Source organism: uncultured Paracoccus sp. (genome assembly GCF_947496875.1).
Classification (GTDB): domain Bacteria; phylum Pseudomonadota; class Alphaproteobacteria; order Rhodobacterales; family Rhodobacteraceae; genus Paracoccus.
The window spans coordinates 118,791-134,048 of sequence record NZ_CANMEH010000005.1 but is presented as its reverse complement, the minus strand read 5'-3'; the positions used below and the strand labels follow the sequence as shown (position 1 = coordinate 134,048).

At 70.1% G+C, this 15,258-nt stretch carries 14 protein-coding genes and 1 pseudogene; 1 reads left to right on the top strand and 14 read right to left on the bottom strand.

What is annotated here, in order from left to right; genetic code table 11:
- Window positions 1-21: 21 nt before the first annotated feature.
- The 4 genes from Q0938_RS08600 to Q0938_RS08585 all read right to left on the bottom strand — a co-directional run bounded on the left by Q0938_RS08600 (window position 22) and on the right by Q0938_RS08585 (window position 4,536).
- Entirely contained in the window at window positions 22-657 is a 636-nt protein-coding gene (locus Q0938_RS08600) for a 3-oxoacid CoA-transferase subunit B (RefSeq protein WP_299360962.1), read from the bottom strand.
- Window positions 654-1,322 (bottom strand): 3-oxoacid CoA-transferase subunit A, encoded by a 669-nt coding sequence (locus Q0938_RS08595; protein ID WP_366942739.1) that lies wholly within the window; start codon window positions 1,320-1,322, stop codon window positions 654-656. Before Q0938_RS08595 ends, Q0938_RS08600 begins: the two co-directional genes overlap by 4 nt.
- Complete coding sequence (locus Q0938_RS08590) at window positions 1,319-3,328, bottom strand: TRAP transporter fused permease subunit (protein ID WP_299360960.1); 2,010 nt, start codon at window positions 3,326-3,328, stop codon at window positions 1,319-1,321. Before Q0938_RS08590 ends, Q0938_RS08595 begins: the two co-directional genes overlap by 4 nt.
- A gap of 65 nt (window positions 3,329-3,393) precedes the next feature.
- The gene (locus Q0938_RS08585; protein WP_299360959.1) at window positions 3,394-4,536 is read right to left on the bottom strand and encodes a TAXI family TRAP transporter solute-binding subunit; all 1,143 of its coding nucleotides are present in this window, start codon (window positions 4,534-4,536) and stop codon (window positions 3,394-3,396) included.
- A gap of 152 nt (window positions 4,537-4,688) precedes the next feature.
- Here Q0938_RS08585 and Q0938_RS08580 point away from each other — a divergent pair, with 152 nt between their 5' ends.
- Entirely contained in the window at window positions 4,689-5,633 is a 945-nt protein-coding gene (locus tag Q0938_RS08580; protein ID WP_299360958.1) for a LysR family transcriptional regulator, read from the top strand.
- Between the two features lie 40 nt (window positions 5,634-5,673).
- Here Q0938_RS08580 and Q0938_RS08575 read toward each other — a convergent pair whose 3' ends face one another.
- The 10 genes and pseudogenes from Q0938_RS08575 to Q0938_RS08530 form a co-directional block, all read right to left on the bottom strand.
- Window positions 5,674-6,510 (bottom strand): ferredoxin--NADP reductase, encoded by an 837-nt coding sequence (locus tag Q0938_RS08575; RefSeq protein ID WP_299360957.1) that lies wholly within the window; start codon window positions 6,508-6,510, stop codon window positions 5,674-5,676.
- Complete coding sequence (locus Q0938_RS08570; protein WP_299361173.1) at window positions 6,507-6,896, bottom strand: DUF934 domain-containing protein; 390 nt, start codon at window positions 6,894-6,896, stop codon at window positions 6,507-6,509. Before Q0938_RS08570 ends, Q0938_RS08575 begins: the two co-directional genes overlap by 4 nt.
- A gap of 87 nt (window positions 6,897-6,983) precedes the next feature.
- Window positions 6,984-7,691, bottom strand: a pseudogene (locus Q0938_RS08565) (phosphoadenylyl-sulfate reductase); the annotation flags it as partial.
- Window positions 7,684-9,339, bottom strand: coding sequence for a nitrite/sulfite reductase (locus Q0938_RS08560; protein WP_299360956.1), 1,656 nt, complete (start codon window positions 9,337-9,339; stop codon window positions 7,684-7,686). The gene Q0938_RS08560 and the pseudogene Q0938_RS08565, both read right to left, overlap by 8 nt.
- Window positions 9,332-9,697, bottom strand: coding sequence for a DUF2849 domain-containing protein (locus Q0938_RS08555; RefSeq protein WP_299360955.1), 366 nt, complete (start codon window positions 9,695-9,697; stop codon window positions 9,332-9,334). The genes Q0938_RS08560 and Q0938_RS08555 overlap by 8 nt, the downstream gene beginning before the upstream one ends.
- A gap of 274 nt (window positions 9,698-9,971) precedes the next feature.
- Window positions 9,972-10,157 carry a hypothetical protein gene (locus Q0938_RS08550; RefSeq protein WP_299360953.1) on the bottom strand — a complete coding sequence of 62 codons (186 nt, stop codon included), beginning with the start codon at window positions 10,155-10,157 and terminating at the stop codon, window positions 9,972-9,974.
- A 29-nt stretch (window positions 10,158-10,186) separates the two neighbouring features.
- Complete coding sequence (locus tag Q0938_RS08545; protein ID WP_299360952.1) at window positions 10,187-10,360, bottom strand: hypothetical protein; 174 nt, start codon at window positions 10,358-10,360, stop codon at window positions 10,187-10,189.
- A gap of 97 nt (window positions 10,361-10,457) precedes the next feature.
- The gene (gene trpE / locus Q0938_RS08540) at window positions 10,458-11,972 is read right to left on the bottom strand and encodes an anthranilate synthase component I (RefSeq protein WP_299360951.1); all 1,515 of its coding nucleotides are present in this window, start codon (window positions 11,970-11,972) and stop codon (window positions 10,458-10,460) included.
- On the bottom strand, window positions 11,972-13,939 hold the full coding sequence (locus Q0938_RS08535) for a peptidylprolyl isomerase (RefSeq protein ID WP_299360950.1): 1,968 nt from the start codon (window positions 13,937-13,939) through the stop codon (window positions 11,972-11,974). The genes trpE and Q0938_RS08535 overlap by 1 nt, the downstream gene beginning before the upstream one ends.
- A gap of 143 nt (window positions 13,940-14,082) precedes the next feature.
- Window positions 14,083-15,258: an aminotransferase gene (locus Q0938_RS08530; protein ID WP_299360948.1), complete on the bottom strand. Its 1,176-nt coding sequence runs from the start codon at window positions 15,256-15,258 to the stop codon at window positions 14,083-14,085.

The following is a 15,258-nucleotide window of genomic DNA, read 5'->3' as shown; positions in this document are numbered from 1 at the left end:
CGGACCTGCCCGTCCCGTGGGTCAGGCCAGCAGCCGGGCGCCGGTCTCCGCCTGCACCTCGTCCAGGCTGTTGCCCGCGGCAAGTTCGACCACGCGGAATCCGTCCGGGGTGACCGCAAAGACGCCCAGATCCGTATAGACCCGGTTGACGACACCGGCACCGGTCAGCGGATAGGTGCAGCGTTCCAGCAGCTTGGGTTCGCCCGCCCGGTCGGTGTGGCGCATGATCACCAGGATCTGTGGCACCCCGGCCACAAGATCCATGGCCCCGCCGACCGCCGGCGGATGCTTGTCGTCCAGCGTCGCCCAGTTCGCCAGATCGCCGTTCTGGGCCACCTGATAGGCGCCCAACACCGCGATGTTCAGATGCCCGCCGCGCATGATCGCGAACGACTCGGCCTGATCGAAGAAGGCGGCGCCGGGCAGCGTCGTCACCAGCTTCTTGCTGGCGTCGATCAGTTCCGGATCCTCCTGCCCCGGCAGCGGGGCGGGGCCGACCCCCAGCAGGCCGTTCTCGGTCTGATAGAACACCTCGCGCCCCTCGGGAACGTGCTGCGCCACCCTGTTCGGCAGGCCGATCCCCAGGTTGACATAGGCGCTGTCGGGAATGTCGGCGGCGAGCCGCGCGGCGATCTGGTCCTCGGTCAGCCGCATCATGGCCGTTCCCCATGTTCGACGATGGCGTGCACGAAGATCCCCGGCGTGACGACGCTGTGCGGGTCAAGCGGCGTGTCGGACAGGGTCCGGACCTCGGCGATCGTGTGCCGCGCCGCCATGGCCATCACCGGATTGAAGTTGCGCGCCGTCGCGTGATAGCGGACGTTCCCCCAGCGGTCGCCGGCCTCGCCCCGGACGAGGGCGAAATCGGCGGGGAGCGGCGGCTCCAGCACATAACCGATCCCATCGATCACCCGCGTCTCCTTGCCCTCAGCCAGCAGGGTTCCATAGGCGGTGGGGGTCAGGAACCCGCCCAGCCCGGCCCCCGCCGCGCGGATGCGCTCGGCCAGGGTGCCCTGCGGAACCACCTCCAGCTCGACCTCGCCGGCCTCGTAGCGGCGCTCGAACCAGATCGAGCCGGGGGTCCGGGGGTAGGAACAGACCACCTTGCTGACCAGCCCCTCGCGCAGCAGGGCCGAAATGCCGACCTCGCCCGCGCCGGCGTTGTTCGAAATCACCGTCAGTCCGCGGGCGCCCCTGTCCAGCAGGGCGTGGATCAGCCCCATCGGGATGCCCGAACTGCCGAACCCGCCGATCATCACCGCCGCCCCGTCATGGATCGGGGCGACCGCCGCGGACAGATCGGGCACACGCTTGTCGATCATGGGGTCACCTTCTGTGTCCGGCGCGCGGCGACCAGCGCGATCCCGATGGCCACCGCCATCAGCGCCAGCCCGGCGATGTCGCTGTAGGTTTCGGGAATGATCGTCAGCGCACCGGCCACGCCCAGCATCACCCGGGTGACCATGCCCAGCCGGCCCACCCCGTACAGATAGCCTTCGAAGGCCGCGGTCAGCGCCAGGATGGCGATCCCTGCAATCCCGACCGCCTTGACGATCTCGGCCCAGCTCCCCGCCATGATCAGCGCCGGGTCGTAGATGAAGATGAACGGCAGGATGAACAGCGTGCCGCCCAGCCGCATGGAATAGAACCCGGTGCGGATCGGGTTGGACCCGGCGATGTTCGCCGCGGTGATCGACGCCAGCGCCACCGGCGGCGTGATGTAGGACAGCATCCCCCAGTACAGGATGAACAGGTGGCTGCCCAGCGGGTTCAGCCCGGCGTCGATCAGCGCCGGCGCCAGCAAGATCGACAGGAAGATGTAGCAGGCGCTGACCGTCATCCCCATGCCGAGGACAAAGCTGGTGATCGCGCCGGCCATCAGCATCAACGGGATGCTGCCACCCGCATACAGCAGCAGCTCGCGCGAGAACGCGCCGGCCACGCCGGTATAGGACAGCCCGCCCACGACCAGGCCGATCCCGGCCAGCACCGCCACCAGCGACGCGATGTTCTTGGCGATGTCCATCAGCAGCAGCTTGGCCCGCGTCCAGGTCAGCCGGGTGTGGCGGTTGAAGGCGGTGGCGACCAGCATCGTGACCGAGGCGGCGTAGGGCGAATAGGTTTCCATCCGCAGCCCCATCAGCACGTAGATCAGCACCACCAGCCCCAGCAGATAGGGCCACCCTTCCATCAGGGTGGACCCGACCGAGGGGATCTCGTCCCGCGCCATGCCGCGCAGTCCGTTGCGCGCCGCATACATGTCGACCTGCAGCAGCAGCGCGACATAGAACAGCAGGGCCGGCAGGAACGCCGCGGTCGCGACATCGGCATAGGCGACGCCAAGGAACGAGGCCATGATGAACGCCACCGTTCCCATCACCGGCGGCATCAGCGTCGCGCCCGTCGACGCACAGGCCTCGATCGCCGCGGCATAGGTCGCGGGATAGCCGGCCCGCCGCATCGTCGGGACCGTGAACGGCGCACTGGTCAGGATGTTGGAAATGACGCTGCCGGACAGCGAGCCCAGGATCCCCGATCCCATCACCGCGACCTTGGCCGGCCCGCCCCGCGTGTGGCCCAGCAGTGCGGCGGCGAGGTCCATGAAGAAATCGCTGCCCTTGGTGATGGTCAGCACCGACCCGAAGATCACGAACCCGATCACCAGTTCGGCGACCACCTGCATGGGGATGCCGATGACGCTTTCGACGCCCAGGATATGCGCCCGGATGGTGCCCGCCAGGTCGAACGAGGTGCCCCACAGAAAGCCTGGCATGTAATCCGCGAACAGCGGGTAGGAGCCGAACAGCACCGCGGTCGCCAGCAGGATCGGGCCGCCCGCCCGCCGCACGCCTTCCAGCACCGCGATCAGCATCAGGGCGGCGGCGATCTGCGCCGACAGGGGGGCCGCGTATTCCCACCCCTGCTGAATGATGTTCAGGCCGTTCCAGCCCAGATACAGCGCCGGCCCCAGCGCGATCGCGCCGAACAGCCAGTCATACCAGCGCACCCGCCCGGCATCGGCGGCCCGCGCCGGAATGGTCAGGAACGCCGCGGCAAGGAAGATGCCGATGAGATAGTACAGATACGAGTTGCCGAGCGGCTGGAACCCGAGCCCCAGCCCGTCCAGCAGGAACACCTGGTTGATCGCCAGCAGCACCCCGATCCCGCCCAGCAGATAGGTCGCGGCACGGGCCAGGCCGGCGGGCCGCGGCGGCGGTTCGGGGTCCGGCGTGCGCAAGTGGTGGCCGGGATCCTGTGCCGTCGCCGGCACCGCCGCCGCGATCGGGGGCGTCCCCGGCGGCAGGCTCTCCTCGGTGGCATTGGTCATGGCGCCGGCTCCTCCCGGGTGAAGCAGGCCCGCCTCCGGTCAGAGGCGGGCCCCTGGATCAGCCGTCAGTTCAGGGACGCCAGAACCTCGTCCTGCCTGGCATTCCACTGCGTGGCGAATTCCTCGCCCGACAGGTCGGGATTGGCCGCCTTGAATTCGCCCCAGGCGGCGACCAGGGCATCCATGCGCCGGGTCCGCTCCTCGTTCCAGGCGTCATGTTCGGCGGTCCAGATGCCCTTTTCCTTCAGGTAGCGGATCGCGCCCTCGTGGAACGGCACGTCGATCGGCGGCACGCCCGACTGTTCCAGCGCCCAGCGGCCCATCGTGGCGGTGCCGGACTTGTACATGTCGAAGGTCTCGTCCAGCGCCTTGATGAACGCATAGACCTCGTCGGCGGACTTGTCCTTGGTCGTGGCGATCACCGGATAGCGATACGAGGCCATGTCGACCTTCTCGCCCGGCTCCAGCCCGGCGGCGATGTCCTCCTCGAAATGGCCCATGATCGGCAGGATGCCGTCCAGCTTTGCCCAGGCCTCGGCATTGTTCGGGTCCAGCGGCACCCACTTGATGCCCCGCGGCGATTCCGCCAGCTCGTAAAGCTGGCTGGTGGTCGGCGTGGTGCAGGTAAAGTCCGATTCGTTCTTGGTCATCGAACTCATCGCGGCGGCATAGGTCGGGAACATGACGACCTCGACGTCATCCAGCGTCAGCCCGCCGAACGCCAGGATCGCCTCGCACTTGACGTTGATCGACGGGTTGCCGGCGATGAACGCGGCCCGCTTGCCCTTGGCATCGGCGATCGTCTCGATGCCCGCGTCGGCTGCGGCGACCATGGTGATCGAGGCCGGACGGCCGGCTACCGCCCGCAGCTCGGTCGGCCCGAATTCGGGCGTTGCGAAGTCATAGTCGCCTTCGGCGAGGAAGAAGGTCTCGGTCGACAGGAACCCGTAATCGGCCCGCCCCTGCAGCAGAGGCTGCAGCCGGCCGATGCCGCTGCCGGACGGCTGGATGCGGACCTTGGTGCCGTATTTCTGGCCGAACGCGTCGGCAATGGCGGACGCCTCGGCATAGCCGGCCGAGCCGACGTCATAGGCCGTCCAGATCATCGTGTCCGGCAGCTCCTGCGCCACCGCGGCCGACCCGGCCACCGCCAGCGCGGCCGCGGACATCATCAGCCGGCCGGTCGTCATCATTCTCGCAAAATCCATGCGCTTTCCTCCCTGATCGTTTTGTTCGTTGGTCTTGCGTGCCCGCGCGACGGCGGCACGCTTGCCAGTCTCTCCCACTCCGACAGGTGTTGCAAACGCCGCTGCAGATTTGAAATGCAGCGGCAGCATTTCAGCGATACTAGGGCAGCATCATGGACCTGCGTCAGCTGCGCAACTTTGTCGAAATCTGCCGGCTCGGCAGCATCACCTCGGCGGCCGAACGGCTGAACGTGGCCCAGCCGGCCCTGACCCGGCAGGTCAAGGCGCTGGAACACGAACTCGGCGTCACGCTGCTGCACCGGCATGGCCGCGGCGTCAGCCCCACCCCCGAGGGCGAGATGCTGTCGCTGCGCGGCCGCGACCTGCTGGACCAGGCCGACCAGATCGTGCGCGAGGTGTCGGGCCGCGACGGGGAACTGCGCGGCACCGTGACGCTGGGGCTGCCGCCGGCGCTGGCGGAAACCATCGCCACACCGCTGATCGACCGGTTCCTGGCGGAATACCCGCTGTGCAGGCTGCGCATCGCGTCGGGTTTCACCGGCCATGTGCGCGACTGGCTGCAGCGCGGCTCGATCGACGTGGGCGTCACCTACGAGATCACGGCGGCGCGCAGCCCCCGCGCCACGACGCTGCTGCAGGAACATCTGTATCTGATCGGCCCACCCGGGGACGGGCGGACCGACGAGCCGGTGAGCTTCGCCGAGGCGTTCGGCAAGCCGCTGATCCTGCCCAGCCCGGCGCACGGGCTGCGGCAGCTGATCGATCTGGCGGCGGCGGCGCGCGGGCTGATCCCGGATGTCTATCTGGAGGTCGACATCGTGTCGGCGATGCTGAACTTCGTCGAGCGCGGCGGCGCGCGCACGATCCTGTCGCTGAACTCGGTCGACCAGCGGCTGCGCGACGGGCGGGTGACGGCCAGGCCGATCACCAGCCCCGACCTGCGGCGCACCCTGGTGCTGTGGCTGCCCGAAGTGCAGCGCAGCCACCTGACCCGGCGGTTCGCCGAGATCATCGTCAGCCACATCCACGACACCGTCGCGGCCGGGGCGTGGAAGGGGGCGCTGGTCGTCGAACCGGACGCGCCGGAGGCGGACTGACCGGCATCTCACCCGCCTCCCGGCCGCCCGCCTACTGCCCTCAGACCCCCTCGCCGACGAAGGCCTTTTCCACCACGAACTCGCGCGGGTCGCTGTTGGCGCCCTCGTGCAGGCCGAAGCCCTCCAGCACCGCCTTGACGTCCAGGTTGAACGGCAGCGACCCGCACACCATCGCCCGGTCGTCCGCCGCGTTCATCGGCGGCAGGCCGAGGTCGGCGAACACCCGGCCCGAGCGCAGGGTGTCGGTGATCCGCCCCATCCGCGCCGACGGCTCGCGCGTGGTGGTGGGATAGTAGAGCAGCCGGTCCGCAAAGCCCTCGCCGAACAGCTCGGCCAGCAGCGGGTCGTCCTCCAGCCCCGCGACCAGGTCGCGCCCATAGGCCAGCTCGGCCTCGGTCCGGCAGGTGTGCATCAGCACCACCTGCGCATAGCGCCCGTAGGTGTCGGGGTCGCGCAGCAGCGACGCGAAGGGCGCGATCCCGGTGCCGGTCGCCAGCAGCCACAGCCGTTGGCCGGGCAGCAGCGCGTCCAGCACCAGCGTGCCGACCGGCTTGGGTCGCAGGATGATCGGGTCGCCGGGGCGAATATGCTGCAGCCGCGAGGTCAGCGGCCCGTCCGGCACCTTGATCGAATAGAACTCCAGCTCGTCGTCCCAGGCCGGCGAGGCGATCGAATAGGCCCGCAGGATCGGCTTGCCGGCGTCGTCGGGCAGCCCGATCATCACGAACTCGCCCGACCGGAACCGCAGGCTCGCCGGCCGCGTCACCCGGAACGAGAACAGCCAGTCCGTCCAGTGCCGCACATGCGTCACCGTCTGCAGGTCGGATCTCGGCCCCGCAACCGGGCGGGCGCTGGCCAGTTGTGTGATCTGGTTCATCGCGTCAATTCTCCGGTCAGGCGGGCACGGTGGTCCCAGGCATGCCAGTCCGCGCGGGCACGCCATTGTTCGGGGGGCTGGCGCCGGGCCAGCGCGGCGGAAATCTCGACCTCGTCGAACCCGACCCGCCGCGCCATCGCGTACTGGTCGGCGATCAGCCCGCCGGTGGCACGAAGGCACCCGGCATAACCTCGCGCCCGCAGCTGGCGGGCCAGGGTGAACCCGCGCCCGTCCGGCATCGACGGGAATTCCACCGCGATCACCGCATGGTGCAGGTGGTCGCCCAGATCGGCCGGATCGCTGTCGGGGGGCAGGACGACATCCGGGTCCTCGGCGATCGGGTGAAACCCGTCGTCGCGGACCAGAAGGGGTGTGTCGGCAATCATGGTCATGGTTCTAGTTTCCGGCATGTCGTGGCTGGCGGGGGTGGTGGCGGCGACTTCCGGCGCGGGAGCGTCCGAAGGCGCCTGGGTGGCGCGGCCGCCGATGAAGTGGATGCCGCATTCGGTCTTGGCCGCACCGCGCCAGCGCCCGGCGCGCGGATCCTCGCCCGCCGCAACCGGCGACGTGCAGGGCGCGCAGCCGATCGAGGGATAGCCCCGCGCGACCAGCGGATGCACCGGCAGGCCATTCTCGACGATATAGTCGCGCACGTCCTGCGGCCGCCAGTGGGCCAGCGGATTGACCCGCAGCCGAACCGGGGATTCCACTTCGAAGAAGTCGAGCTCCTGCCGTTCACCGCCCTGAAAACGCTTGCGCCCGCTGATCCAGGCGTCGAACTCCGCCAGTGCCGCTTCCAGCGGCGCGACCTTGCGCAGGGCGCAGCAGGCGTCGCTGTCGCGCCCGTGCAGCGTGCCACTGGGGTCGCCCGCGGCGAGCGCCGCGGGCTCGGCCCGGATCACCCTGATGTCGGTCAGCGGCAGCCGTTCGGCGATGTCGCGCTGATAGGCGAGCGTTTCGGGAAACAGCATGAGCGTGTCGACGAACAGCACCGGCGTGGCCGGCGCGACCACCGACAGCATGTGCAGCAGCACGACCGATTCCGCGCCAAAGGAACTGACCAGCGCCAGCCGCCCGACCGCCGGATCGGCCGCGGCATGGCGCAGCACCTCGATGGCGGCGTGATGGCGGAACCGGTCGTTCAGCCCCCGTGCCCGGTCGTGGATCGCGACGTCAAGCATCTGCATCCCCATACAGCGCCTGACGGAAGGGCCCCGGACCCAGCCGCCGCAGCGCGTCGATGAAGCGTTCTTCCGGCGCATCGCGCAGGACCAGGTAGGCGTCCAGCAACCGGCCCAGCGCCGGCACCACCTCGTCGGCCGGAAAGCCGGGGCCGGCGCGTTCCCCGATCGCCGGCTGGTCATAGCCGTCGCCGCCCAGGGTGATCTGGTAGTTCTCCTCTCCCGCGCGGTCCAGACCCAGGATCCCGACATGGCCCAGATGATGGTGGCCGCAGGCATTGATGCAGCCCGAGATGCGCAGGTCGAAATCGCCGATCTCGTCATCCAGGTCGCGGCCGCGGACATAGGCGGCGATGTCGTGGGCGATCGGGATTGACCGCGCCGTGGCCAGGGTGCAGAAATCCATCCCCGGGCAGGCGATCATGTCGGTCAGGCGGCCCGCATTGGCGGTGCCCAGCCCGGCGCTGCGCAGTTGCGCATGCAGCGCCGGCAGGTCGCCGCGATGCACATGCGGCAGGACCACGTTCTGGTCATGGGCGATCCGCAGGTCGCCATAGCCGTACTGCTCGGCCAGATCGGCCAGCAGCCGCATCTGCCCGGCGGTGACATCCCCCGGCGTGGCCCCCGGCGCCTTCAGCGTCACGGTGACGCTGGCGTGGCTTGGCGCGCGGTGCGGCGACAGGTTGGTGTCGGACCAGGACCGGAACACCGGATCGCGGCCCCGGGCCGCATCATAGGCCGCGTCGTCGGCGTCGCGGAACGCCGGCGGCGCAAACCGCTCGGCAAAGCCGGCCAGCACGGTCGGGTCGATCCCCGGGAACTCGGCGCGCCGGCGCAGGAACTCGGCCTCGATCTCGTCGCGCAGCACGTCCAGCCCGCGCTCGGCCACGGTGATCTTCAGCCGTGCCTTGTACTTGTTGTCGCGCCGGCCGCTGAGGTTGTAGGCCGCCAGGATCGCCTCGACATAGGGCAACAGGTCGCCGGCCGCCAGGAACGGCCGCACGATCTGGCCCAGCAGCGGGGTGCGCCCCAGCCCGCCGCCGATCCACACCTCGAACCCGATCTGGCCGTCCTGCCGGGCCAGCCGCAGGCCGATGTCATGGGCCGGGATCAGGGCCCGATCCGCCTCGCCGCCGGAAATCGCGATCTTGAACTTGCGCGGCAGGAACTGGAACTCGGCGTGGTCGGTCGACCAGAACCGCAGCAGCTCGGCCCAGGGGCGGGGATCGGCGACCTCGTCGGGGCCGGCCCCGGCAAAGGCGTCGGTGGTGACATTGCGGATCGTGTTGCCGCTGGTCTGGATGGCGTGCAGCCCGACCTCGGCCAGGATGTCCAGCATGTCGGGGATGTCGACCAGCCGCGGCCAGTGGAACTGGATGTTCTGGCGGGTGGTGAAATGGCCGTAGCCGCGGTCGTACCGCTCGGCCAGAACGGCCAGCGCCCGCATCTGCCGGGGGCTGATCGTGCCATAGGGGATGGCCACCCGCAGCATGTAGGCGTGCAGTTGCAGATAGACGCCGTTCATCAGCCGCAGCGGCCGGAACTCGTCCTCGGTCAGCGCGCCGTCGATGCGGCGCCTGACCTGGTCGCGGAACTGCGCGGCACGGTGGCGCAGATAGGCGTTCTCGTCATGGCCCGCGTCAAACATGATGCCCCCTGGATGCGGCTGATGGTTGGAGGGAGGCGACGGACAGCTGCGCCGCGATCTGCTGCGCGGCCGGTTCGACCGACGGCCCGCGCTGCCGGAAGGCTTCGCGGAAATGCACGGGTTCGGCCCCCGCGGGGCCGCGCCTTGCCTCGACCAGATACGAGCCCACCACGAGGTCGGCCTGCGCCTCGGCCTGCTGCAGCGCCGCCTCGGCGCAGGCGGGATCGTCGAACAAGGTCGCGGCGCGCGGATCGGCGGACCATCCGTCCTGCGTCCACCACACGCAGCGGCCGTCCCGCAGGGCATTGGCGGTCAGCACCGCCGGTTTCTGCTGCGTTGGCGTGAACGGTTTCGACATGGGTCACCTCTGACGACTGGTGCCCCAAGATTAGAATATCTTTCCGTCAAACCGCCATAGCTCGGAAGATATAAGGACGTCATCCGCTATGGGTCCCTACGTCCGCGATACCTGTCCTGCGGACGCGAAATCCTCCCGGAACAACCGCCTACCCTCGGCCGGATTGCCGGACGTTTCGCCGCGCACCCAACCCCCTCACCGGGACCGCATGTGCCGCGACAGAAAAAACGGGCGGCAGTCTCGCTGCCGCCCGCTTTGTCCAGTGTCCCGGAGATCAGACGTCGCCGCCGCCCTCGCCCTGACCCGAGGTGGGGGTCGGGCCGGTGTCCGGCGCCTTCTCGTCGGTGCGTTCCTGGATCGCCTGTTCGATGTTCATCTTCTGCTTGTTCTTCTCCGCCTCCTCGGGGGTGACGTCCTGCACCGGGCTGTAGCGGGTGCGTTCGAAGGGAAGGTTGCCCATGCGCTGTTCCTTTCTGTGGGGGGTGAAGGTCAGGCGGTCGGCGGGGTCGCGCCGCCGGTCATGTCCTGCGGGCCCTGCGGCTCGGTCGAGCGGGTGCCGTTCCCGGGGATCCCCTCGCGCACGGCGTCGCCTTCGCCCTCGTCGTTCAGGATGCCGCCCTCGGCGGGGACCTTGTTGGGGTCACGCGGCTGGTTCGCTGTCATCGCAGTCTCCTTTCCGGACACAACCGATGCCGACCGACCCGGGTTCCGACGCCGCGCAGCGCCGCGGCGCAGCACGGCCCACGGCGTCAGGCTGATCTCAGCCGCCGCCGCGGACAAAGCGCGCCGCCCCCTCGGCCGCGCGGATCAGGGCGCGCGACTTGTTCAGCGTCTCCTGGAACTCGGATTCCGGGTCGCTGTCATGGACCACACCGCCGCCCGCCTGGACGTACAGCGTGCCATCCTTGATCACCCCGGTGCGCAGCGCGATGCACATGTCCATCTCGCCATTTGCGGCGAAATAGCCGACCGCGCCGCCATAAATCCCGCGCTTCTCGGGTTCCAGCTCGTCGATGATCTGCATCGCCCGCACCTTGGGGGCGCCGCTGACGGTCCCCGCCGGCAGCCCCGACAGCAGCGCCGACAGCGCGTCCTCGCCGACGTTCAGCTCGCCCACCACGTTCGACACGATGTGCATGACGTGGCTGTAGCGTTCGATGACGAATTCCTCGGTCGGGCGCACGGTGCCGATCCGCGACACCCGCGCCACATCGTTGCGGCCGAGGTCCAGCAGCATCAGATGCTCGGCCAGCTCCTTTTCGTCGGCCAGCAACTCGGCCTCGTTGGCGCGGTCCTGATCGGGCGTGGCGCCGCGCGGCCGTGTGCCGGCGATCGGCCGGATCGTGACCTCGCCGTCGCGCAGACGCACCAGGATCTCGGGGCTGGCGCCCACGATCTGGAACCCGCCGCTGTCGCTCTGCATGTTCAGGAAGAACATGAAGGGCGACGGGTTGGTGCGGCGCAGCGACCGGTACAGCGCGAAGGGCGGCAGCGGAAAATCCAGCGCCCAGCGTTGCGACGGCACCACCTGGAAGATGTCGCCCGCGCGGATGTAGTCCTTGGCGCGCGCGACCGCCGCCAGATAGGCATCGTGGCCGATGTTCGACCGCGGCTCGCCCACCGTGGCGGTCGGGCCAAGCGGCCGGTGTTCGGCCGGCAGCCGGTCCAGGCTGCGCAGCGCCTCCATCACCCGTTCGGCCGCCTGCCCATAGGCGACGCGGGCGGGCATCCCGGAATCGTGCCAGGCCGGCGCGCACAGGGTCACCTCGCCCTTGACCCCGTCCAGCACCGCGACCACCGACGGGCGCATCAGCATCGCATCGGGGGTTCCGATCGGGTCCGGGTTCACGTCCGGCAGGTGCTCGACCAGCCGGATCATGTCATAGCCCAGATAACCGAACAGCCCCGCCGCCACCGGCGGAATGCCCCCGGGCATCTCGATCCGGCTTTCGGCCAGCAGGGCGCGCAGGCTGTCCAGCGCCGGCCGGTCGTCGGCGTCGAAGCTATCGGCATAGCGGGCCCGCCGGTTGATGCGGGCCTGCCCGTCGCGGCATTCCCAGACCAAGTCGGGCTTCATGCCCACGATGGAATAGCGGCCGCGCACCTCGCCGCCGGTCACGCTTTCCAGGACGAAGCTGTGCGGCTGCGCGTCGGCCAGCTTCAGCATCAGGCTGACCGGCGTGTCCAGATCGGCGGGCAGGCTGACGGTGACCAGCTGGTTGCGCCCCTGCGCCCAGCCGGCGGCAAAGGCGTCGAAATCGGGCGACAGGTCCATCACTGCAGGCGGGCGTTCGCCGCCGCCAGCGCGGCCGCGTTCAGCTCCACCCCGTTTTCCGCCTGCACGGCGCGGGTGTGGTATTCGAACAGGTCGCCCTGCAGCGACGCCGCCACCCGCTCGGCCACCGCGGACACGGTCTGCTGCGCGTCGTCGCGGTTCAGGTCCGCCGCGTGCACGTCCGCCAGCCGGACCAGGAACACCCGGTCGCCGGCGGTGACCACCTCGGCCTCGCCGGGTTCGTCCATGTCGAACGCCGCGGTCACCACCGCGGGGGCGGCGGCCTCGATCACGCCGTCGCGCAGGATGCCCGTGGCGCTGACCAGTTGTGGCCGCGCGCCGGGCGCAGCACCGGTCCCGTCCGTCGCCGTGGGTGCGGACGCGGCGGGCGGCGTGGTCGGCGACCCGCTGGCGGCCGCTGGCGCCGCGTCGGCCGCGGGCGGCGCCGGCGCTTCGTCCTGCGCCATCAGCATCAGCCTGCGTTCCTCGGCCACCGCCTGCAGGCGGCGGCGGCGTTCAGCCGCCGTCCAGTCGGCCAGCACCGCGTCGCGCACTTCGTTGAACGGGATCACCGCGGGCGGCGTCACCCCGTCCAGCCGCAGCGCGAACACGCCGCCGTCGTCCAGCTGGTGCAGCTCGGGGAAATCCTTGTCGGTCAGGGCGGCGGCGCGCTCCCGGAACGCCGGATAGGCGGCGATGCTGTCCTGGGTCTCGTCCATCTCGGCGGACCAGGCGATCTCGCCCAGCTGCATGGGGGTTTCCTCGGCCATGTCCTCCAGGCTGGCGCCGCCGGCCAGCAGGTCCTCGTAGCCCGACAGCTGGTCGTCGATCTGGCGCCGCGCCGCGTCCAGCGCCGCCTCGGCCCGCAGCTCCTCGGCGGCCTGCTCGAACGGCACGTCCACCGCCTCGAGGATCGCGTTCATCGAGAACAGCGCCGGGCCCAGATCGGTCATCACCGGCCCGACGACCGCCGGCTGGTCCAGCGCAAAGACCGGCGCGCCGGCCGCCCCCAGCTCCTGCTCGGTGACCTCGCCCAGATCGATGTCGGCCAGTTCCAGGCCGCGCTCGGCGGCGAGCTGCTCGAACGTCGCCTGGCCGGCATCCAGCCGGGCCTTGGCGTCCCGCGCCTGCGCCTCGTCCGGATAGACCAGCCGATCGACCAGGCGCCGCTCCGGCTGCTGGTAGGTGGCGATCTGCTGGTCATACAGCGCCCGCAGCGCCTGTTCGTCCAGTTCGACACTGTCCACCAGCATGTCCGGGGTCAGCCACGCATAGGTGATCTGCCTGGTCTCGGGCGCGGTGAAACGGTCGCCGTTCGCCTCGTGCCACGCCTGCAGCGTCGCCTCGTCGGGGGGCGCGATCGGCTCGGGCAGATCGCCGTCGGTCAGTTCCTGCCAGTCGATGTCGCGGGTCTCCAGGATCCAGGCGGCGATCCCCTTGCTGATCGCGGGCGCCGCCGTCACCCCGCCGGTGATCGCCTGCTGCAGGATCAGGCGGGCCTGGTCCATCCGCACGTCATGCTCGAACTCGGCCGGGGTCAGCCCCTCGCTGCGCAGCAGTTCCTGATAGCGGGCCGGATCGAACTGACCGGTCAGCCCCTTGAAGGACGGCGCCTCCCGGATCTCGCGCGCCACCGCCTCGTCGCCCACCGACAGGCCCAGCCGGCGCGCCTCGTCCTCCAGCGCGGCGGCGGCGAACAGCCGCGCCTGCACGGACTGGGTCAGGCCGATCTGGCGGGCCATCTCGGCGGTGACCGGCTGCCCGGTCTGGGCCGAGAACGCCTGCATGTCGGCCTGCAGGGTGCGCAGATAGTCGTCCGCCTCGACCGGGGTGGACCCGACCCGCCCCAGGTCGCTGGCCGAGTTGCCCGAGAAGCTGGTGACGCCAAAGCCGCCCAGCCCCAGCAGCAGCAGGCCCATCAGCAGCCACACGATGGTCGACTTGCCCTTGGTCCGCGTGCTGGTCATGTGTCGTCCCCGTTCCCGGCCGCCTTGCGCAATCCGCCGCGACCCTCATCATCCGCGCCATTCTTTAGGGCGGGGCCGCGGGCCGGACAACCCACCCCGGCCGGGGCCGCCGGTCCGGCAGGCGCCCGGGCCGGTCCGCCGGCTCAGGGCTGCCAGGCCGACAGCCTGTCCATCAGCGTGGCGATGCCGTCGCGGTCCACATTGGCAAAGGCGATCCGGACATGCCGCGCCCCGGCCGGATCGGCCTGCGGCATGAACATCGTCCCGGGCAGCAGCAGCACGCCGGCCTCGCCCACCAGCCGCGGCGCCAGATCGGCCGAGGACAGATCGAACGGATGCTCGACCCAGGCGAAATAGGCGCCGCAGCCCTTCAGGCGCCACCCGTCCAGCCCCGCCACCGCCGCGGCCATGCTGTCGCGGCGGCGCAGGATCTCCAGCCGTTCGGCGGCCAGCCAGTCGCCGAGGTTCTGCATCCCCCACAAGGCGGCGAACTGGCCCAACTGCCCGGTGCAGATCGCCACCGTGTCCAGGAACTTCTCGATCTCGGCCAGCCGCGCGGGGCTGGCGACCAGCGCCCCGACCCGGTGCCCGGTCAGGCGATAGGCCTTGGAAAAGGAATACAGCTGGATCAGCGTGTCGTCCCAGTCCGGGTCGGCGAACAAGTCATGCGGGGCATGGCCGCGGGAATCGAAGTCGCGATAGGTCTCGTCCACGACCAGGGCAAGGCCGCGGTCCCGGGCCAGGTCGAAGAAGGCGCGCATGATCTCGGGCGGGTATTCGGCGCCCGAGGGATTGTTGGGGGTGACCAGCACGATCGCCCGGGTGCGCGGCGTGATCAGCGCCGCCGCCTGCGCCGGGTCGGGGATCATCCCCTGCCCGCAGGACAGCGGCACCAGCGTCGTGCCCTGCATGTCCAGCCACATCTTGTGATTGAAATACCACGGCACCGGCACGATCACCTCGTCCCCGGCCCCGGCCAGCGACGCGATCGCCGCGCAGAACGCCTGGTTGCAGCCCTGGGTGATGGCAACGTTGCCGGCGGTGACGTGGCCGCCATACGCGGCCGTCCAGTGGCGCGCGACCTCGTCGCGCAGCTCCGGACTGCCCAGCACCGGGCCGTAGAGATGCATCTCGGGCCGCTCCAGCGCCGCATCCGCCACCGCCTGGCGCAGCGGCACCGGCGGCGGCTCGACCGGCGCCGCCTGGCTGACATTGATCAGCGGCCGCTCGGCGGGAAAGCTGACGCCCTCCAGCCAGCGCCGCGCCTCCATGACCGGGGGGCGGAAGGTGGCGGCAAGGGCGGGGTTCAGCGGCAGCAT